We start from the raw sequence: 18,216 nt of genomic DNA, 5'->3' as shown, positions 1-18,216 counted from the left end.
TATGCACACACCTGCATATGGAAAGGCATTAATCCGCCCTGTCTGTACAGAACAGTGAATGAGTCTCTCCGAGTCCGACCGCGAGTTGGTCGTCGCCGAACTCGATCGCGACCCGACTTCGGCCGAGGAAGCGCTGTTCGAGAACCTCTGGAGCGAACACTGTGCGTATCGTTCGTCGCGTCCATTGCTGTCGGCGTTCGAGTCCGAAAGCGAGGACGTGATCGTCGGCCCCGGTGACGACGCCGCAGTCGTCGCGCTTTCGTCGGCTGGCACCGACTCCACTCGCGGCGATGGCCGCGCAGACGACGATATCTACATCACGATGGGTATCGAGAGCCACAACCACCCTTCCTACGTCGATCCGTACGACGGGGCTGCGACGGGTGTCGGCGGTATCGTCCGCGACACGCTCTCGATGGGGGCCTACCCCATCGCACTCGCCGACAGCCTCTACTTCGGCGGGTTCGACCGTGAACACTCACGCTACCTGTTGGAGGGCGTGGTCGAAGGGATCGCCGACTACGGCAACTCCATCGGCGTCCCGACGGTGACGGGGAGCACGCAGTTCCACCCCGATTACGAAGGTAACCCCCTCGTCAACGTGGCCTGCGTCGGCCTGCTTTCGGCCGATCGTCTCGTCACGGCGAACGCACAGGAGCCGGGCAACAAACTCGTGCTCGTCGGCAACGCGACCGGTCGGGACGGTCTCGGCGGCGCGAGCTTCGCCAGTGAAGACCTCTCGGAGGACGCCGAAACGGAAGACCGCCCCGCAGTGCAGGTCGGTGACCCGTACACCGAGAAACTCCTCATCGAGGCAAACGAGGAACTGGTCGATGGTAGTCTCGTGGAATCGGCCCGCGACCTCGGCGCGGCAGGACTGGGCGGCGCGTCCAGCGAACTGGTTGCGAAGGGCGGTCTCGGAGCCGACATCGAACTCGATCGCGTTCATCAGCGCGAACCGAACATGAACGCAATGGAGATTCTGCTCGCGGAATCCCAAGAGCGTATGTGCTACGAGGTGCGCCCGGAGAACGTCGAAGCAGTCGACGAAATCGCTGCGAAGTACGACCTCGGCTGTTCGGTCATCGGCGACGTGACCGATGGAAACTACGTCTGTACCTTCGAAGGCGAGATGGTCGTCGACGTTCCCGCCGAGTTCATCGGTGACGGCGCGCCGATGAACGACCTGCCCGCGACGGAACCCACGCAACCCGAGCGCGACCTGCCCGAGACGAACGTACACGAGGCGTTCGAGGCGGTCGTCGGCTCGCCCAACTGCGCGAGTAAACGCTGGGTGTACCGACAGTACGACCACGAGGTGCAGACGCGAACCGCGACGCCGCCGGGTGACGATTCGGCGGTCATGGCGATCCGTCGCGCAGAACTCGGCCTCGCCTTCTCGGCGGGTGCGAACCCCCACTGGACGACCGCCGCGCCCTACGACGGTGCCCGTGCAGTCGCGCTGGAGAACGCGACGAACCTCGCGGCGAAGGGTGCGACCCCGCTCGCCGCAGTGGACTGCCTGAACGGCGGCAACCCCGAGAATCCGGACGTGTATGGCGGTTTCAAGGCTATCGTGGACGGCCTCGCGGACATGTGCAGCGAACTCGCAGTTCCCGTCGTCGGTGGAAACGTCTCGCTGTACAACGACTCCCCGAGCGGCCCGATTCCGCCGACGCCCACGCTGGCGATGACGGGTACGACCGCGGACTACGACGCCCCGCCCGCAGAACTCTCAGGCGAGGGTACCCTGCTCCTCGTCGGTGAGCCATCCGGCGCAGTCGGCGGCTCGGAGTACCTCGCACAGTTCGGCGGCAGCGACCGATTCCCCGAACTCCCCGCGAACCCCAGCGAGATCGTCGCTCGACTGCGTGAAGTCGCCACACAGGAGGGCACGCTCGCGGTTCACGACGTGAGCGACGGCGGTCTCGCGGTGACGCTGGCCGAGATGGTCACCGAAGATGCGGGTGCTACCGTCTCGCTCGACGGCGACGCAACCGCCGCAGAACTGCTGTTCAGCGAACTCCCCGGTCGAGCAGTGGTCGAGACGACCGCCCCAGAGGACGTGGTCCGCGCATTCGACGACGTTGCACCGGTCACGGTGATCGGCACCGCCAACGATTCGGGAACGCTCCAGCTCGAAGTCGATGACGAGGGGATTCGCTGTTCGGCCACCGAGATCGCCGGACTTCGGGACGTGCTCGCACGAGAACTGGACTGACGAGACGGATTCGGTGACGGTTGACTGGACAGATTCAGTGGACACTTACTGGGCGGGTTCGATGAACAGAAAGGTGGATTCGCGACGTTAGAACAGCACCAGCGGAATGCCGAACGTGACGGCCAGTCCGACGACGAAGACGACGAGACCGGTCGTCACCTGGCTCATCGTGAATTCCTGCTGCGGGGCCGTCACTCGCTCTATCTCTTCGGGTTCGTATTCGTGACCACTCATACGCCGACATCTGTCTGCCCGGTACTTCGATGTATCGGTGTTCGTGTCACGTTCAGGATGGGGCCGCTTTCCTTCTCCGCAACCCCCTCCGTCACCATAACCGCCACTGATTCGACCGCCGCTACCCACACAGTCACCACCGAGACCGCAGACGTGCTCGGGCACAAGACCGCCATCGCACCGCCAATGCACCGCGACACCCACATGCCTCCCCAACCGACTTCGTTTCTCGCTTCGCTGCGATACTCGTCCACCGTCGGAGGCACGCTTCGACGGACCATTCGATCGCGTCGCTCACATGCCACTCGCACGCTATCAGCACAGCTCCTCGGATAGGCGTGTCCTCGGGCCTGTGCCAGCGCGCGCCGGGGCTGTTTGTTCCATCCCTCGATCTGCTCGTCAGCCCGTGCGGCAGCGAGCGAGTGCGTACTTTATGGCCAGTCTGAACCAGTACATTTCAGTAGGTTTCAGTACAAACCAGTACGTCAGGTTCCCGAACCCTGCCCTACCACCGCGTCTACCCGATGGTAGACGATGCACAGGCGACGTTCGATTCACTGGCGGCCAGCGCAGGATCGATGCCATTGATCACCGACCGACTGGTTGTGGCCGACTGACCGACGATCATCAACCCAACCGACACACGGCCCTGCACCGTGCGGTTCCCGAAGGTTAATAGCGCGCTATCCGTACCACTCGGCGTGTTCCCCGACATCGCATATCTCGACTGGATTTCTGGCCGACCCGAGGAGGCGACGTACGACCTGGGATCGAGTGACCTCCGGCGGACGGTTCCCGAATCGAACGACGTCGTCCCCCCTCGACTTGCCGACCTTCCGAAGCCACCGACAGACACGAGCATCGAGCAGATCGTCGCCGACGCCTACGACGTGGGAACCGAGAACGTCCTCGTCACGGCAGGGGCGACGCACGCGAATTTCCTCGCGCTTGCCGCCGGGCTCGACGGCGACGAGTCCGATACAGAGACCAGAGCTGACGGTGACGACGATGAGGAGCGCGACCCCCGCGTCCTCGTCGAGAAACCGGGCTACGAACCACTCGTTGCGACACCCGAAGGGCTCGGTGCCACGGTCGATCGATTCCGACGGCCCGTGGAAGACGACTACGAACTCGACCCAGGCCGGATCGAGGGTGCCGTTACCGATGACACGCGGTGTATCGTCGTCACGAATCGGCACAACCCGAGTGGTAACCGAACCGACAGGGAGACCATCGCCGCCGCGAGTCGTATCGCCGCAGAGAACGATGTGACGCTCCTCGTCGACGAAGTGTACGGCCCCTTCTGCGAGGAAGGCGGCGAGCGCGAGGCAGGTGGCGCGAGTGGTGCGAGTAACGCGAATGGCGCGAGCGTCTTCGACGGCCCGACCGGTGCAGGTCTCTCGAACACCGTCGTCACGAACTCGCTGACGAAGTTCCTCGGTTTCGGCGGCGTTCGAGTGGGCTGGCTCGTCGCAGACAGCGAGTTCATCTCCCGCGCTCGGTCGGTCATGCACCACGTTCCGGCCATCTCGGCACCGAGTCTGGCACTCGCTCGCCGGGCGCTCGCCAACGAGTCAGAACTGGCCGAGGAGTCACGCGCCCGAATCGCCGCGAACCGCGAACTGCTCACCGAATTCGTCGCGGAGCGAGACGACCTCTCCGGCACCATCCCGACCGGTTGCACTTACGGCTTCTTCGCCCACGAGTCGGCGACCGGCGACGAGGTGTCTCAGGCCGCGTGGGAGGAAGACGTACTCGTGGTTCCGGGGCGCTTTTTCGACGACAGCGACCGCTTCCGACTGAGTCTCGGACTCGACACAGAAACGGTCAGTGAAAGTCTCTCCGTCTTCGGTTCTGTCCTCGACACGTTGTGAGGCGTCTGCCAAGAGTTAAGACCCGCGCACACAATCACTCGTGCATATGGATAATACGCCAGAGGAAATTACGACGCTTGTCGGTCGGGAGGTGTACTCCAACAACGGCGTGTACGTCGGTGAAGTAGACGACGTCCGCCTCGATTTGGATACGACTGCAGTAACCGGGCTCGCGCTCGGCGGTCTCAACGACGAACTGTTCCGGAGCCAGATCGAACCGGGTCGTGGCGTCATCGTTCCGTATCGCTGGGTACGCGCGGTCGGCGACGTCATCCTCGTCAACGACGTCATCGAGCGACTGAAAGATCCGGAGGAAGAAGAGGAAGCAGCAGTCTAGTTTCCGTTCGTCTCTCCATCGACGCCCATCGCGTCGAACAGTTTCTTCTTGACGGCTTCTTCGGTGAGCGACAGCAGGGTGTCGCGGTTGTTCTCGTTCGACTCGATGCCGGTGAAGATTCCGAGCGGAATCTCGGCGCTCGCCTGTGTGGAGTGGCCCGCCGCTTCGCCGATATCGTCGAACGCGTCCTGCAGGACGTTGCCGATGTTCATCCGGATATCCTTGGATCGTGCGGCGAGGAAGATCGTGTCGTTTGCGATACCGAAGACCGCCGTCGTCGTGATCCCTTCCAGATTCAACAGATGTTGTGCAGCCTGCGTCAGTGCATCTCGGTCGCGGATGAACCCTGCGTTGGTGACGAGATGGCTCCCCTGGACTTCGCGGCTGGTGATGGCTTCCGCGAGCACGTCCAGCGTCTCGGGTGACATCGATGGTGACTCGACCTGTTCGAGCGTGTCGTGATTGGAGAAGGGGTAGAGATAGGCCGCCGCAGTGAGGTCGGCTGGCGTCGTGTCGCGTTTGAAATCCAGCGTCTCGGCACGGATACCGTACAGGAGCGCCGTCGCAACCTCCTCGCTGAGGCTGATGTCGAACTCCTGGACGTACTTCGTCATGATGGTCGACGTCGAACTGACGTTCGGGCGCACGTCGGCGAACTCCGCTTCGTACTCCGTTTCGGGCTCGTAGTGGTCGATGAGGATATCGACCGGGTGGTCGAGTTCCGGTTCGGTCGCGCGCATGTGATCGACGAGCGCGAACGTGTCGTACTCGTCGATATTCATATCGTCGCGCTGGAGCAGTTCGATGCCGAGGAGGTTGACGAATGCCCGGTTCTCCTGATGGCCGATCTCACCGAGATAGAGGATGTCCGCCTCGACATCGAGGCTCTCGGCGAGTGCCTGTAACGCCGCAGCACTGGCGATGGAATCCGGGTCTGGATTGTCGTGTGTGAGGATGGCGAGTCGTTTCGACGTATCTTCGATGACCGCGGATAGCTGTCTCGCCTTGTATTCCAACTCGCCCGCTTCGAGCGACCGAAGCGCGGAGTTCGCGATGACTGTCGAGGGGTTGATGACCACGTCCGCGCCCATCTCGGTGAGTTCGTCTGCGGAGACCGGGTCGCTCGCGCGCACGACGATGAATCGTTTGCCGCCACGAGCACGGAGGTTCGTGACGGCTTCCTTGTTCGCATCGACGTCCGAAGAGAGGATGAGCACGACGTCGCGGTCACTGACGTCTTCAGCCACTGCTTCGTCACGGATGTCTCCCGTCTGTGCGTTCAGATCCTGGTCACGGAGCGCCTCGACGCGGTCGCTGTCCCGGTCGACGATGAGAACTTCCTTGCCCTGTTCGATGAGTTCCTCGGCTACAGCGTACCCAACGCTCCCACAGCCGAGAATGGCGTACGTAGACATCGAGGAGATAGTAATCCCGGCGCTCATTACTACTGGCCCGTTGCTCGGGCCGGTACTTAATCCTCCCGGAGCGCCCACGAAAGCAGTCCCTGTTTGGTTTTTACTCATATCGGAGAATATTGTATTTATATACGGTCAGATGAAGATGTGTAGTGCACACAAAAAGTAGGCGAGCAAACTATCAGACAGAGGGAATATTTCACCTCTCTCCGTCTGACGATCAGATAGAGGGGGCAGGGTCATGCATCGAAACACGAATAACGCACTCGACACGGGACGGTCATTTCGGCGTTTTCCGTGGTGATCTTCGAAGCGATTTCTCGCCTTTCTTTTGTCGTCAAATCGGGGTACTGCAATCTGAAAGGAAACGTATTTACGTCACACCCCACTTTCTCCGAGTGCGTTGGGCCGGTAGCTCAGTTAGGCAGAGCGTCTGACTCTTAATCAGACGGTCGCGTGTTCAAATCGCGCCCGGCCCGTTTTTACGACGAACCACCCCGAGAGTGGTGAGACCATTCGAACGAATATCAGAGTTCTTCGACCAGCAACTCCAGCAGTCCTTCCGGATACAGTGGCCCGTCCCCACCCTGAAAATCGGAGATCGGTTTCCAGAACGCCTCGAAATGCTCACCGGCAGATTCCTCGTAGCCCTCCAGAACGTCCCGCTCGAAAAGCGAATCGTCCTCGAAAACGCCATCGTAGACGACCACGAACTCGTGTCCCAGCTCTCCGGCGTATGTGAACAGATTCTCGATGACGCCGAGTTTTTCGAGTTCGATCAATTCGGCTCCGACTTCCTCCCGAAACTCGCGGGCGACGGCGGCCCTGCTGTGCTCACCGAACTCGATACTGCCGCCGAGTGGACGATAGAATCGCTCCCCAGTCTTCGGATCGTCGTAGGCCTGGATCAGGATCTCGCCGTCCTGTTCGACCACGCAGAACGCCTTCGGCCTGATGGAGTCTCGTCGCATGGGTTCGGTGACTGCGAAGGCGGCAGTGAAAAGCTGTTCGATTGCTGTCAGTGGTTCGGTTGCTGTCAGTAGTTCGATTTCTGTCAGGGCGAGAGCGTGAACGTCCGGGTCCCACTGTCGCCGTTATCGAGGGTGTACGTGATGCCGATCTCGACTTCTTCGCCGACCATATCGACGGGCGAACCGCCTGACTTGAACTGGTAGAGCGACACCTCCGCCGAGGAACCAGCAGAGAGGATGGCGTCGTTGGACGCGCTGTCGCTGAGACCGTCCCAATCGAGATCGATGGCGCGCGGGAGTTCGGTTCCGCCGCTGATGTCACAGATACCGTCCTGGACGTCGGCGTCGATGAACAGTTCGCTGACCCACTTACCCTCGTCGTAAGAGTGGTCGCGCAGTTCGTCGATGGCCGCGTTCGCCGGGGTGATCTCCAAATCGGTGATGGTCATGTTCGAGCCAGCGTCGTTCGTGACGGTGAACTCCAGTCCGGAGTGCTTGCCGTTGCTGTCCTCGGGCGTATCGACCGCCGTCACGTCGCCATCGTAGACGAGGGGGTCGCCACCTGCGGTGAAGGAGTCGAAGCCCGGCGTTCCGTCCGTGAGTTCGTAATGCAGGGTGAACGTGACCGGTTCGCCGGCCATATCGACTGGCGAGCCACCCGACTTGAACTGGTAGAGATACACTTCAGCCGAGGAGCCTGCGGAGAGGACGGCCTCGTTCGACGCACTATCGCTGTGCCCGGCTGTGTCGAGGTCGATGGTGCAGGGAAGCGCAGTTCCGCCGTTGATGTCCGTGACGCCGTTCTGAACGTCGGCGTCGATGGAGAGTTCACTGACCCACTTGTCCTCGTCGTAGGAGTGGTCGCGCAGTTCGTCGATGGCCGCGTTCGCCGGAGCGATTTCGAGGTCAGTGACGCGAGCATCCTGTCCAAAGGTGTTCGTGACGCTGAACCGGAGACCGGACTGCTTGCTGTTGTCGTCTTCGACCGTGTTGACCGCTGTCACGTCGCCGTTGTAGGGGACGGTGTCCGTGATGAGGCCGAATCGCTGGTAAAACTCCTGTACTGCGGCGGTCGTCTCTCTGACCTGCTGGTCGAGCGGTCGGTCGTTCTTGCGCGTCGTCTCGAAGATGATCGCTCCGGTGTTCAGGTCAGCACCGACCTTGTGTTTCAACATCGGACTCGAGCCGTCGCTACTGGTCGCGCCGTCGTAGTCGTAGGTCGAATCCGAGATGTAGTTCGCGTTCAGATACGACACGAGGTCTCGCCGGTAGGACGTCGCGTTCCCGGCCTGGGTCGAGAAGATCCCCTGTCCGACCCCGCCATCGCCGGAGTTGTAGATGCCGTAGGAGCTGTGGAGATCCCAGAGGAAGTCGATATCCTCGGTGACGACCACGTCCCAGATCTCTCGCGCGAGTGCGGTCGTCGGTTCCTCGCCGGACGGGAACTGACGATTGAGGTCGGTGTCACCGTTGTAGCATCGGTCTCCGGCCTGTATCGCCTCCACGTTCGCTTCCGGAAGGACGACGAGTTTTCCGGCATCGACGGTCCACTCTTTGATCTTGTTCGCCGCCGTGTAGCCGTTCGGTTCGTCGCCGTGCATCCCACCGACGACCATCACCGTCGGCCCGGACGCCTCCCCCTCGGTGACGTACACCGTCGTCTCCTCACTCGTTCCAGTTCGAATCGTGTAGCTCGACCGGGACACCTGTGCGGACGCTCGCTGTCCTGCTGAAAGCAATCCGCCAGCCGACAGGAGGGAACAAATACCAGTTTTAATATATGTTTGTCTAGTTATGTTTATATCCGCCGAATCAGCGGTATCGTCGTTTCGTGTCATGGTTTTTTCTCAGTGGAGCTTGTACTCCGAAATTACATGTACACGTGACTGAGTTACACCCTAGGATTAACATACGAACTCATTATAAGCCAGAACACTTTCATTACATTCTACTGCAGTAATTTATTCAAATATTAAAATTTAATAAATTATAGAACCCCTATCTAGTTTCAAAAAGGAATATGGATCTCCCCGACATCACACTACACCACATCGATGAACGGTTCCACGCTCGTGTTCTTCCTCGGTGCCTCCATCGCACTCATCGTGACGCCCGGCCCGGACACGATGTACGTCCTCACGCGAGGCGTCGAGCGCGGCCAATGTGCCGGAATCAGGGCAGCGTCCGGCGTCAGCACGGGAATTTTGGTGCATACGTTGGCTGCGGTGCTGGGCCTGTCGGTACTCCTCCGAACGTCCGCCGTGGCGTACTCTGCGATGAAGTACGTCGGTGCAGTATATCTCGTCTATCTTGGCGTGCAGACGCTTCGGAAGGACGGCGCGCTCGAACTCGAAGAGAACGACGTTAACCTGGACGAGACTGGCGGGAATGAAACGAGCGATAGCTTCCGACAGGGCGTTGCCGTGAACGTACTCAATCCGAAAGTCGCACTGTTCTTCCTCGCCTTTCTCCCACAGTTCGCTGGAATCGGTTCGAGTACAGACACGGAGATGGTAGCCCTCGGTCTGACCTACGCAGTGCTAACGCTCGTCTACCTCTCCACGGTCGCGCTCGCGGCTACCCGCGTCCGAGCGCACGTCCGCGAGAACGCGCGCGTGAACGATCTATTACAGTGGCTCGCCGGGAGCGTCTTCGTCGGCCTCGGTCTCAGACTCGCGCTCCCTGAGCGATCGGGCTGATTCGAGTTCTCAGTCCGCGTTCCGGAAGACCAGACAGTAGTTGTGGTCGTAACCGTACCCGTACTTGCCCGTTCTCTCCGTCGGTTTCGCTTCTTCCCACGTGACGACGATCTCGCCTTCGAAGTGGAAAACGGACGAGAGAACGTCCGCCACGTCCCACGCCAGCGTCGTCACGTTGCCCTCGTTTTTCATGTTCGAAACGTCGACGAGCACGTGCGAATCAGTCGTCATGAACGATTCGAGCTGTCCGAACGTGTCACCGATATTTTCGAGATATTCGTCGCACTGACTCTCCCCGTCGTAGTTCTGGAATGGATTTCTATGATCCTCTGCTGCCATGAAGGGCGGCGAGGTGAGACAGAGATCGAACGTCGGCAGGTCGTACGATGCCAGTTCGAGTGCGCTCCCGTGGATGAGATTCTCGTCGTGGTCGATCCGGTCTTGGATGTACTCGACACGGTCGGCTTCGTACTCGATTCCGTAGGGCGTCCGTCCCGTCTCCTCTGCGACTTTCAGGGTCGTCCCGAATCCGGCGAAGGGGTCGATCACCCTGTCGCCCCCCTCCGAGAACTCCGTCATTAACTCTCTGACGAACGACTCTGGAGTTCGAACGTCGCCACCGAATCGGTCTGGCAGCTCGTCCGACTTCTCGTAGCGAAACCGACGAAACGTCTGCATGGCTGGTCGGTTTTCTGTCATGAACTAAAAGGTTGTCCTCCTCCCGCCGACGGTGACGAGCGCACTACTCGTGTGGGCTGTAGTTCGGCGCTTCGTCGGTGATCATCACGTCGTGGGCGTGGCCTTCGGTCTGTCCAGCCGATGAGACGCGGACGAACTCGGAACGCTCTTTGAACGATGGGATCGTCTCCGCGCCGACGTACCCCATCCCGGACTGCATGCCACCGACGAGCTGGTGGAGTTCGCTTTCGAGGCTACCTTTGTACGGCTTGGCAGCTTCGACACCCTCGGGAACGTACTCGTCGTCCTCCGGGTCTTCTTTGAGATAGCGGTCGCCGTCCCCGCTTTTCATCGCGCCGACGCTCCCCATGCCGCGATACTGCTTGTATTTCTTGCCCTCGATGGTGATGACGCGCCCCGGAGCTTCGTCGGTGCCAGCGAAGTACGAGCCAAGCATCACGGCGTCCGCACCTGCCGCGATCGCCTTGATGGCGTCGCCGGAGTAGCGAATCCCACCGTCTGCGATGACGGGCACGTCGTACTGGACTGCAACGTCGGCCACCTGCGAGATGGCGGTGATCTGGGGCATCCCCGACCCGCTGACGACGCGAGTCGTACAGATGCTTCCCGGACCGATACCGACTTTGAGACCGTCGGCGAAATCGACGATGTCTTCTGCGGCTTCGCGCGTGCCGATGTTTCCGACGACCACGTCTGCCTCGACCGACCCCTTGATTTCTCGTGCACCGTCGATGACGTTCATGTTGTGCGCGTGGGCGCAGTCGATGAACAGAACGTCGGCACCGGCTTCGTCCGCGGCAACTGCACGGTCGGTTTCGAACGGGCCGACAGCGACGCCGACGCGGAGGTGGTCGTCGGCGTCGCGGACTGCCTCGCTGTACTCTCTGCGCTGGAGAACTCCCTGCATCGTGACGAGTCCCGCGAGGTGGTTGTTCTCGTCGACGATGGGAACACGCTCGATCTTGTGTTCGTACATGAGTTCGAGCGCCTCGCGTACGGTCACGTCCTCACTGGTGGTGATGACTTCGTCGGTCATCGCTTCACGAACTTCGTCACGATCACCGACTTCGAGGTAGGGGCGGATGTCGGTGCCCGAGATGATACCGAGCACTTCGTTGTCCTCGGCGACGACGGGTGCGCCACTGACGCCTTTTCGCTCCATCATCGCGTCCACTTCGTGAACCGTCTGCTCGGGATTCGCGGTCACGACATCGCGAATGATGAGTTCGTCTGCGCGCTTGACCTGCTCGATCTCATCGACCATCTGGTCGATGTCCATGTTTCGGTGCAGGACGCCGAGTCCTCCCTGTCGAGCCATCTCGATGGCCATCTCGCTCTCGGTGACGGTATCCATCGCTGCAGAGAGCACAGGAACGTTGATCTCGACGTTCTTCGAGACGCGCGAGCGTACCTCGGCGGAGTCGGGTTCGACGCGACTCTCTTTCGGACGCAATAACACGTCGTCGAACGTGAGTGCCTCCGGTACGTGGAGTTTCTCGGAAAACGGCCCGTCGTTGTGAGAATCGTTCGCCATGTAATGCGAACGAGGCGCCCCCTGAAAAACGTTGCGAGATTGTGCTACTCTAGTGTGAAAACAGCCGTATTGTTGTGCATACTCGTGTGTATTCCCTCTCCTGTCGGTGGCTAGTGCATTTGTGACTGAAGAACAATCGGCGAACGACAATATTTGGCAAAAATGAGCAAGTGTGGGGGGCGTTTCGTCGTCTATTTTGCGCCCATGGGGGCATCTGTCACGCAACACTTAAGCAACAAACGGAGATATTTGCATGTATGGACTCTACCAGTTCCATCGCAGAGCGCATTGCTGGTCGGACGAGCGACGACTCTTACAGTCCGATTGCGATCTTTATGAAAATCTGTGCAACCCTTACACTGGTAGAGAAACGGTTTGCGGCGAATCTTCGACCGACTGTATCATCCCGGTCGTCCCGCAGATACCATCACCCTTCACCCACGGGTCAGGGGTATCGTTACTAGTCCATGAGTAGCTCACAGCACCCGATCGCCTATCGCTTAGAGCGGCGAGTAGGTGGCGCGACGAAACTGCTGGCGACCGTCATGGGGCTACCCCTCATCGATGGTATCTTCCCGGCGATGGTGCTCGCCGGGGCGCTCGACTCCTGGGTCGGCATCGTGCAGGTCGGCCTGCTCGTCTTCGGCGGGAGCGCGACCGTCGCCGTCATCCTCGCGGAGATGGACGGGTCGCCTCGCGAACAGGCGACGACCGTCCTCGCAGTCGGTGTCGGGTTGATAGCGCTCGCGGTACTCGAAGCCGCGTTCGCCCCGACCATCGCGAGTGCGTTGAACTTGCACGTCTTCGAACGCTTCGCCGCACTGGTCATGGCCGCCATCGCTGCCAAGACGGCGAGTGCGCGCGTCGGCGAGTATCTCCCCAGTCCCGGCGTCATCATCGGTCTCGGGATGCTCGCCAGTCTCCAGCCCGGTGGCTTCGAACTGGTGACGACGCTCGACTCGACCCGCCTCCTCCACGCGGCCGCCGCCGCAGGGAGCGGCGTCACGTTCGCCCTCGGCGTCGCCCTGTTCGCGCCGTGGCTCCGCCAGGTCGTGGACATCGACCGCTTCCGGTTCGGGAGTGCCGTCGCGCTGGGCGTCTTGCCCCTCTCCATCCTCGGATTGGCACCGGGTCGCGCCCCGCTGGCAGTCCTCGCGGTCACCAGCCTGCTGGCGCTCGACCCCGGTGAACAGGCGGACGCCAGTGCGAACGAGTCCGAGGAACCATCGAGTTCGTCTGGTTCGACGGAGTCGTCCGAGCGAACTGCCGCAGAGCAGTTGACTGCCTCCACGGCAGTCACCGACGGCGGCGAGAACTCCGAACCGGCGTACGGCTACCCCGGAGAGGAGGACAGCGACGAACGCCGTCCGTGGCTGTAACGAGCTCGTAGCAGTAACGCAGTCGGAGCTGTAACAGGTTCGTAGCTGTAACGTTTTTCCCTTCTCGCGTTCGTGGTTCGCCCATGGTCGCAAATCGCGTGGTTCAGGGGCGGATGGTCACGCCGAAGAAGTTGGCGGAGATGATCGAAGGCGAGTCGGTCATGGAGACTGACCAAATCGAGGACGCAGACCGCAAGTGTCCGGACTGCGGCGGTGACGTACTGACGGTCGGCTACATGCCGAGCGTGACGGCATTCGTCACTGGCTACAAATGTCAGGATTGTGATTGGCAGGAACGCGAGGAGTAGAAACCGAAATCCCTTTAGGTAGTTTCCACCTACGAAAGTTTGCGGGGTCGTGGCCAAGCCAGGGATGGCGACTGACTCCAGAGGCTACGCGCCCGGGACGAAACTCCAGACTGATATACCGAGCGAGTGACTGATCATCGCTCGCGTTGACGACCCTCTGGAGTTCCGAGGCGCACCGGAGATATCAGTCGATCGGGGGTTCAAATCCCTCCGACCCCATTTTACTACGAACAACATGGCGAGCACCGCGTAGCGTGTGCTCGGCCATCAGTGAGCAGGAAAACGACACGGAGAGGGATTTGAAGTAGGCAGGAGGCAGTCTCGCCGAAGGCGAGGAAGCGTCCTGCCGTGGTTCACAATCCCTCCGACCCCGACGAATTCATTAAGTTTGCTCAAATTCCCTCTATCAATCACCGACTATCTACTCCCCGCCGACCGTCACCTGCCCCTTCATCGGGAACGGATGGTACTCGCAGAAATACCGGGTCATCTTCTTCGTGGCAGTGAACGTCATCGTCACCGTCTTGCCTTTTTCCTCGGATTCCTCGCTCTTGGCGAGTTCGTTCTCGTTCGCATCGACGATGATGAGTTCGTGTTCCTTTCCATCGATGTTCTCCCACGTGAGTTCGTACTTCTGGCCCGCTTTCAGCGAGAGCGTCGGGTTCTTCTCGTCCGCGATGGACTGCGGTTGCTTGCCGATCCAGCCGCTCTCTTTCGCACCGAGGCGGATGGTCTGGCTCGCGCCACTCGAACCACCGGACGTGGTGGTCGTGGTGCCGCCCTCCGCCGTCGATTCATCGCTGGTCGTCCCTTCGCCGGTCGTCTCTTCGCTCGTGGTTTCTCCACTCGTGGTCTCCGTACTCGTCGTTCCCGATTCCCCGTTGTCGCCGCCCATACACCCCGCAAGCATCGTCGTTGCGAGGGCACTTCCGGAGAGGCGGAGGACCGACCGGCGGGTCGAGCGATTGTCGTCGTTCATCTCTCAGTCGGTCGTTTTCCCGGCGATTTTTAGAAAAGTGGTGGCCGCTGGTCCGACAGGGAGGAAGGGAACGATATCAGGTAAGATCACTTTCGAGACAGAGTTCCAGATGGGAGACATGGACTGATGGGTCGGCACAGTCGGACGTGCAAAGACGGGCGACTCGAGGATAGGTCCCTCTGCGTCGGTCGCCCTTACTCTTTCACGACGACTTTCCCGCTCGCGTCCACCGTAACCTCGTAGACGTCGTAGTGAAACGTGACCGAAACGTTGTCCCGTGAATCGCCATACCTACGGGTGCGGAAGAGTTCAGTGATGGCGTCGCAGTTGACCACTGCGTGGAGTGGCTGCATATCGTATGGGGACTTGTCCATAACCTTCGCGAGCGCGCGGACGATGCCCGCGCAAGTGTGTCCACTCGCCATCTCGCGTTCGATGTCGAAGACGTACGTTGAAGTCGGTTCGGTCGATTCGTCGTCACTGGTGTTCTCTATCTCGATGCCCATCTGGAAATCACTGGAATTGTATGAATCGCCCACAGTCGTGCTACTGCGTTCTCAGAGCGTGACGACTATATAACTATCGGCGATTCCGGAATACCACCGAAGAATCCCACCATAGCAAGATATTAGGCAGTGGTAGCCGGAGAGACAGTGTAGTCACTCAACAGTAGATTTCGACGCTCAGTTGTCGTTCGACGCGGATTCGGTCGCCGTAGAACTCGATTCAGAAGCGCCAGCGTCGACGACTTCGACCTCCCCGTTGCTGTAGACGACGACCTCGTGAGGGCCGTATTCGAACGAGACGTGCCCTTGTGCGCGGGGGTGCCCAGTATTCGTGTCTTCGAACAAGGTGTCGAGTGCGTCCGGGTCGATGATGTCGTAAAGGATTGGCCTGACCTCGGTTGGGTTCGTCTGCTCGTGCTCGGCGATAGCGTTGACGACCCGAAGGCTAAGTCGAGCGTTATCGCTACCGTCGTGTTCGTCAGGAGCGTCCATCTTGCTCAGCGCTACCACTCATCCATCAATAAATATAGCGAATCATCGCCCAGAAAGGTCTGTACGCCCTATATACTAATTTTGGCTCCGGCAACCTGCATCGGGTATCTTACCCCACAATTGTTCACTTTCATCCCGCTTTGCACAGGTTAATCCCACTGGCGTTCCAATCGTTCGCCGATGTCGAACCGCGGCGGACGGTTGCCCGGCGTCGAAGACGAGCACGAGGAGCGTATCGTCCTCCACGTCGATATGGACTGCTTCTACGCGGCCTGCGAACGTCTCCGCGAACCCGCCCTCGAGGGGGAACCGGTCGTCATCGGGATGGGATACGAAGAAGACGAATCCCACGGTGCCGTCGCCACGGCGAGCTACGAAGCCCGTGAATACGGCGTCGAGAGCGCACAGGCCATCAGTAAAGCACTCGAACGACTTCCGAGAAAAGCCGACGCTGCCGAGCCCGGCCTGGACGAAGATCCGGACGACGAATCCGAGGACAACCCGGATGAAGACCGCGATAGTGATTCCGACGAGAGGGGCTACTACCGTCCCGTGGATATGACGTTCTACAAATCCGTCAGCGACGACGTTCGGGCTATCCTCCACGACTGCGCGGACACGGTACGTGAAGTGAGCATCGACGAGGCGTATCTCGATGTGACCGACCGCACCGCGTGGGAGGTCGCCGAGGGATTCGCCCGGCACATCAAGAACCGGATCGACCGCGAGGTCGGCGTCACCGCAAGCGTCGGGGTCGCCCCGAACATGAGCGCAGCGAAGATCGCCAGCGACCACGACAAACCCGACGGGCTGGTCGTCGTTGAACCCGGAACCGTCAGAGAGTTCCTGTCCCCACTCGACGTGGGAGAGATCCACGGCGTCGGGCCAGTCACCGCCCGCGAACTCCGCGAGATGGATATCGAGACGGCGGGCGACCTCGCGGACGCTGACCCCCACGTTCTCGGCGACCGATTCGGCGAGCGCGGACGCGAACTCCACCAGCGAGCACGCGGCGACGACGACCGAAAGGTGACGCCGACCGGTCGTCCGAAGAGTCTCTCGCGCGAGTCAGCGTTCACGGCCGCGACGAGCGATTCGGGGGAAAAATCCACCCGCGTCTCCACGCTGGCGACCGCAGTCGCAGAGCGCGCCAGAGAACGAGACGCCATGTATCGAACCATCGGCGTGAAGGTCGTGACGCCCCCATTCGACGTTCACACCCGCGAACGATCCCTTCCTGGGCCGGTGGACGATCCCGAGTTGGTCGAGGAGGTGGCACTCGATCTCCTCTCCGAGTTCGACGACGAGAAGGTACGGAAGGTCGGTGTGCGCGTCTCGAACCTCCAGTTCACCGAGGACGACCAGACCAGCCTCGATGGTTTCGAAGGGTCGGGTGAAGGAGGCGGAAACGGTACCGGAGGCGGCCAAGCAGAGAGAAAGAGCGACCAGACAGATGAAGAGATGGACGACCGGGATGACCGAGACGACACGCGAGGGGAGAATCGACGGAACCGTCGTCGCTCTGGACAGGTGTCGCTTTCCGACTTCTGAGCTGTCGAAGTCGTATCGCTGAAGACAGTTGCCTCCCTCCACCACGATATGAACAAGCTGGCGCGCGCAGGTGACGGTCGGTGGCACCTCCCACTGCACGCGCACATCATCGTCTACGAGTCGGAGCAGGGTGACGAACTGCTCACCATCTACGACTGCGGGGCCGCACAGAAACCGCCGTCTGCGCAGGTCATCGGCAACCTCGTTCGCGTTCGGGCAGAACACGAACTCGACCACACCGTCACGGGCTACATCGTTCGGATGCGTGAGCGGTCGGTGCTCGAAGAACAGGATGCCGACCACTTCGTCATCGTGCGACCTTAGAGGGGTTCGACGAGATTCTCTAGCGCAGCTTTCGGGTCGTCAGCTTTCGCCACACCGCTCGCCAGCAGGACGCCTTCCGCGCCGAGTTCCTGTGCAGCTACGAGGTCTTCACCGGTGCTGATGCCTGCACCGCAGAAGACGCTCACGTCGTCATCGACCGCTTCTGCCGCCTCGACTGCGTCGGTAACGATGTCCGGGTCGGCCTTGCTGACGGGGATGCCCGAGCCGATGAGTTCCGGCGGTTCGACCGCCACTGCGTCCGGCCCGAGTGCGGCGACCGCGCGGATCTGTTCGGGATTGTTCGCACAGACGGTCGTCGTGAGTCCGACGCGCTCCGCGGCTTCCAATCCGGCGTCGATGTCGGCGAGTTTGAGCCTGCGCTCGGAGTGGTTGAGCATCGTTCCGGTCGCACCCGCGTCCACGACCGACTCCGCGAGGGTGCTGCCGGTGTGGCTCCCGTATTCGACGGGGCTGACGTGCTGGCCCCACGTTTCGACGCCGGTCTCGGCGACGCGCATAAGATCGGCGGCCTGTGGTGCGACTGCGATATCGACGCCGTAGTCTTGGCTCACGTCGCGTGCCGCCACTGCGATCTCGATCGGGTCGCATGGGTAGGCTTTCAGATTCACCAGTACGAACATACCCGGAGCGACTGGCGGCGCGCCCAAATAGGTTGCGAGAGCAGGATGGGAA

20 protein-coding genes and 2 tRNA genes are annotated in these 18,216 nt (G+C 60.8%); 11 read left to right on the top strand and 11 right to left on the bottom strand.

Going from position 1 to position 18,216, the window contains the following annotated elements; translation table 11 throughout:
- The first annotated feature begins 58 nt into the window (after window positions 1-58).
- Entirely contained in the window at window positions 59-2,221 is a 2,163-nt protein-coding gene (gene purL / locus ACR3FE_RS19135; RefSeq protein WP_458209079.1) for a phosphoribosylformylglycinamidine synthase subunit PurL, read from the top strand.
- A gap of 87 nt (window positions 2,222-2,308) precedes the next feature.
- Here purL and ACR3FE_RS19130 read toward each other — a convergent pair whose 3' ends face one another.
- Window positions 2,309-2,455 (bottom strand): DUF7550 family protein, encoded by a 147-nt coding sequence (locus ACR3FE_RS19130; protein ID WP_458209078.1) that lies wholly within the window; start codon window positions 2,453-2,455, stop codon window positions 2,309-2,311.
- Window positions 2,452-2,736, bottom strand: a complete 285-nt coding sequence (locus ACR3FE_RS19125; protein ID WP_458209077.1) for a hypothetical protein — start codon at window positions 2,734-2,736, stop codon at window positions 2,452-2,454. Before ACR3FE_RS19125 ends, ACR3FE_RS19130 begins: the two co-directional genes overlap by 4 nt.
- Window positions 2,737-3,156: 420 nt before the next feature.
- Between ACR3FE_RS19125 and ACR3FE_RS19120 the strand changes: the two genes are divergently transcribed.
- Both ACR3FE_RS19120 and ACR3FE_RS19115 read left to right on the top strand, forming a co-directional pair.
- Window positions 3,157-4,329 (top strand): pyridoxal phosphate-dependent aminotransferase, encoded by a 1,173-nt coding sequence (locus tag ACR3FE_RS19120; RefSeq protein WP_458209076.1) that lies wholly within the window; start codon window positions 3,157-3,159, stop codon window positions 4,327-4,329.
- 46 nt (window positions 4,330-4,375) lie between these two features.
- Window positions 4,376-4,666, top strand: coding sequence for a PRC-barrel domain-containing protein (locus tag ACR3FE_RS19115; RefSeq protein WP_458209074.1), 291 nt, complete (start codon window positions 4,376-4,378; stop codon window positions 4,664-4,666).
- Here the strand turns inward: ACR3FE_RS19115 and ACR3FE_RS19110 are convergent.
- Entirely contained in the window at window positions 4,663-6,108 is a 1,446-nt protein-coding gene (locus ACR3FE_RS19110; RefSeq protein ID WP_458209073.1) for a DHH family phosphoesterase, read from the bottom strand. The genes ACR3FE_RS19115 and ACR3FE_RS19110 overlap by 4 nt on opposite strands.
- A 378-nt stretch (window positions 6,109-6,486) precedes the next feature.
- Between ACR3FE_RS19110 and ACR3FE_RS19105 the strand changes: the two genes are divergently transcribed.
- Window positions 6,487-6,560, top strand: a tRNA-Lys gene (locus ACR3FE_RS19105).
- 48 nt (window positions 6,561-6,608) lie between these two features.
- Here ACR3FE_RS19105 and ACR3FE_RS19100 read toward each other — a convergent pair.
- Both ACR3FE_RS19100 and ACR3FE_RS19095 read right to left on the bottom strand, forming a co-directional pair.
- Window positions 6,609-7,052 carry an NUDIX hydrolase gene (locus ACR3FE_RS19100; RefSeq protein WP_458209072.1) on the bottom strand — a complete coding sequence of 148 codons (444 nt, stop codon included), beginning with the start codon at window positions 7,050-7,052 and terminating at the stop codon, window positions 6,609-6,611.
- A gap of 83 nt (window positions 7,053-7,135) precedes the next feature.
- Window positions 7,136-8,791 (bottom strand): succinylglutamate desuccinylase/aspartoacylase family protein, encoded by a 1,656-nt coding sequence (locus ACR3FE_RS19095; protein ID WP_458209070.1) that lies wholly within the window; start codon window positions 8,789-8,791, stop codon window positions 7,136-7,138.
- Window positions 8,792-9,106: 315 nt separating this feature from the next.
- Here ACR3FE_RS19095 and ACR3FE_RS19090 point away from each other — a divergent pair, with 315 nt between their 5' ends.
- Entirely contained in the window at window positions 9,107-9,751 is a 645-nt protein-coding gene (locus ACR3FE_RS19090) for a LysE family translocator (RefSeq protein ID WP_458209069.1), read from the top strand.
- Window positions 9,752-9,760: 9 nt separating this feature from the next.
- Here ACR3FE_RS19090 and ACR3FE_RS19085 read toward each other — a convergent pair whose 3' ends face one another.
- Together ACR3FE_RS19085 and guaB are read right to left on the bottom strand one after the other, a co-directional pair.
- Window positions 9,761-10,429 (bottom strand): DNA methyltransferase, encoded by a 669-nt coding sequence (locus ACR3FE_RS19085; RefSeq protein WP_458209068.1) that lies wholly within the window; start codon window positions 10,427-10,429, stop codon window positions 9,761-9,763.
- A 64-nt stretch (window positions 10,430-10,493) separates the two neighbouring features.
- Window positions 10,494-11,984, bottom strand: a complete 1,491-nt coding sequence (gene guaB / locus ACR3FE_RS19080) for an IMP dehydrogenase (protein ID WP_458209067.1) — start codon at window positions 11,982-11,984, stop codon at window positions 10,494-10,496.
- A 257-nt stretch (window positions 11,985-12,241) separates the two neighbouring features.
- On the opposite strand from guaB, the gene ACR3FE_RS27800 reads away from it, so the two are divergent.
- The 4 genes from ACR3FE_RS27800 (at window position 12,242) to ACR3FE_RS19065 (ending at window position 13,890) form a co-directional block, all read left to right on the top strand.
- Window positions 12,242-12,448: a DUF8099 family protein gene (locus ACR3FE_RS27800; RefSeq protein WP_472850189.1), complete on the top strand. Its 207-nt coding sequence runs from the start codon at window positions 12,242-12,244 to the stop codon at window positions 12,446-12,448.
- A 3-nt stretch (window positions 12,449-12,451) separates the two neighbouring features.
- Window positions 12,452-13,363, top strand: a complete 912-nt coding sequence (locus ACR3FE_RS19075) for a DUF5794 domain-containing protein (RefSeq protein ID WP_458209066.1) — start codon at window positions 12,452-12,454, stop codon at window positions 13,361-13,363.
- 83 nt (window positions 13,364-13,446) lie between these two features.
- Entirely contained in the window at window positions 13,447-13,671 is a 225-nt protein-coding gene (locus tag ACR3FE_RS19070; protein WP_458209065.1) for a DUF5795 family protein, read from the top strand.
- Window positions 13,672-13,714: 43 nt separating this feature from the next.
- A tRNA-Trp gene (locus ACR3FE_RS19065) sits at window positions 13,715-13,890 on the top strand.
- A gap of 202 nt (window positions 13,891-14,092) precedes the next feature.
- Here ACR3FE_RS19065 and ACR3FE_RS19060 read toward each other — a convergent pair.
- From ACR3FE_RS19060 to ACR3FE_RS19050, 3 genes are all read right to left on the bottom strand, one after another.
- Window positions 14,093-14,650 (bottom strand): cupredoxin domain-containing protein, encoded by a 558-nt coding sequence (locus tag ACR3FE_RS19060; protein ID WP_458209063.1) that lies wholly within the window; start codon window positions 14,648-14,650, stop codon window positions 14,093-14,095.
- A 194-nt stretch (window positions 14,651-14,844) separates the two neighbouring features.
- Window positions 14,845-15,156, bottom strand: a complete 312-nt coding sequence (locus ACR3FE_RS19055) for a HalOD1 output domain-containing protein (protein ID WP_458209062.1) — start codon at window positions 15,154-15,156, stop codon at window positions 14,845-14,847.
- A gap of 177 nt (window positions 15,157-15,333) precedes the next feature.
- Window positions 15,334-15,648: a HalOD1 output domain-containing protein gene (locus ACR3FE_RS19050; protein WP_458209060.1), complete on the bottom strand. Its 315-nt coding sequence runs from the start codon at window positions 15,646-15,648 to the stop codon at window positions 15,334-15,336.
- Window positions 15,649-15,828: 180 nt separating this feature from the next.
- Between ACR3FE_RS19050 and ACR3FE_RS19045 the strand changes: the two genes are divergently transcribed.
- Window positions 15,829-17,199 (top strand): DNA polymerase Y family protein, encoded by a 1,371-nt coding sequence (locus tag ACR3FE_RS19045; RefSeq protein WP_458209058.1) that lies wholly within the window; start codon window positions 15,829-15,831, stop codon window positions 17,197-17,199.
- Window positions 17,200-17,247: 48 nt separating this feature from the next.
- Window positions 17,248-17,523, top strand: a complete 276-nt coding sequence (locus ACR3FE_RS19040) for a hypothetical protein (RefSeq protein ID WP_458209056.1) — start codon at window positions 17,248-17,250, stop codon at window positions 17,521-17,523.
- Here the strand turns inward: ACR3FE_RS19040 and tpiA are convergent.
- Window positions 17,520-18,164 carry a triose-phosphate isomerase gene (gene tpiA, locus ACR3FE_RS19035; protein ID WP_458209054.1) on the bottom strand — a complete coding sequence of 215 codons (645 nt, stop codon included), beginning with the start codon at window positions 18,162-18,164 and terminating at the stop codon, window positions 17,520-17,522. The genes ACR3FE_RS19040 and tpiA overlap by 4 nt on opposite strands.
- Window positions 18,165-18,216: the final 52 nt, after the last annotated feature.

This window comes from Haladaptatus rarus (assembly GCF_054177585.1).
This window is presented reverse-complemented; position numbering and strand designations above follow the sequence as displayed.

Excerpts from the sequence above, each read along its gene's own strand:
- ACR3FE_RS19090 (WP_458209069.1), top strand. The coding sequence starts at position 9,107 with ATGAACGGTTCCACGCTCGTGTTCTTCCTCGGTGCCTCCATCGCACTC.
- purL (WP_458209079.1), top strand. The coding sequence starts at position 59 with ATGAGTCTCTCCGAGTCCGACCGCGAGTTGGTCGTCGCCGAACTCGAT.
- ACR3FE_RS19040 (WP_458209056.1), top strand. The coding sequence starts at position 17,248 with ATGAACAAGCTGGCGCGCGCAGGTGACGGTCGGTGGCACCTCCCACTG.
- ACR3FE_RS19055 (WP_458209062.1), bottom strand. The coding sequence starts at position 15,156 with ATGGGCATCGAGATAGAGAACACCAGTGACGACGAATCGACCGAACCG.
- ACR3FE_RS19070 (WP_458209065.1), top strand. The coding sequence starts at position 13,447 with ATGGTCGCAAATCGCGTGGTTCAGGGGCGGATGGTCACGCCGAAGAAG.
- ACR3FE_RS19060 (WP_458209063.1), bottom strand. The coding sequence starts at position 14,650 with ATGAACGACGACAATCGCTCGACCCGCCGGTCGGTCCTCCGCCTCTCC.
- ACR3FE_RS19085 (WP_458209068.1), bottom strand. The coding sequence starts at position 10,429 with ATGCAGACGTTTCGTCGGTTTCGCTACGAGAAGTCGGACGAGCTGCCA.
- ACR3FE_RS19050 (WP_458209060.1), bottom strand. The coding sequence starts at position 15,648 with ATGGACGCTCCTGACGAACACGACGGTAGCGATAACGCTCGACTTAGC.
- tpiA (WP_458209054.1), bottom strand. The coding sequence starts at position 18,164 with ATGTTCGTACTGGTGAATCTGAAAGCCTACCCATGCGACCCGATCGAG.
- ACR3FE_RS19125 (WP_458209077.1), bottom strand. The coding sequence starts at position 2,736 with ATGGTCCGTCGAAGCGTGCCTCCGACGGTGGACGAGTATCGCAGCGAA.
- ACR3FE_RS19110 (WP_458209073.1), bottom strand. The coding sequence starts at position 6,108 with ATGAGCGCCGGGATTACTATCTCCTCGATGTCTACGTACGCCATTCTC.
- ACR3FE_RS19075 (WP_458209066.1), top strand. The coding sequence starts at position 12,452 with ATGAGTAGCTCACAGCACCCGATCGCCTATCGCTTAGAGCGGCGAGTA.
- ACR3FE_RS19100 (WP_458209072.1), bottom strand. The coding sequence starts at position 7,052 with ATGCGACGAGACTCCATCAGGCCGAAGGCGTTCTGCGTGGTCGAACAG.
- ACR3FE_RS19115 (WP_458209074.1), top strand. The coding sequence starts at position 4,376 with ATGGATAATACGCCAGAGGAAATTACGACGCTTGTCGGTCGGGAGGTG.
- ACR3FE_RS19045 (WP_458209058.1), top strand. The coding sequence starts at position 15,829 with ATGTCGAACCGCGGCGGACGGTTGCCCGGCGTCGAAGACGAGCACGAG.
- ACR3FE_RS19130 (WP_458209078.1), bottom strand. The coding sequence starts at position 2,455 with ATGAGTGGTCACGAATACGAACCCGAAGAGATAGAGCGAGTGACGGCC.
- guaB (WP_458209067.1), bottom strand. The coding sequence starts at position 11,984 with ATGGCGAACGATTCTCACAACGACGGGCCGTTTTCCGAGAAACTCCAC.
- ACR3FE_RS27800 (WP_472850189.1), top strand. The coding sequence starts at position 12,242 with ATGGACTCTACCAGTTCCATCGCAGAGCGCATTGCTGGTCGGACGAGC.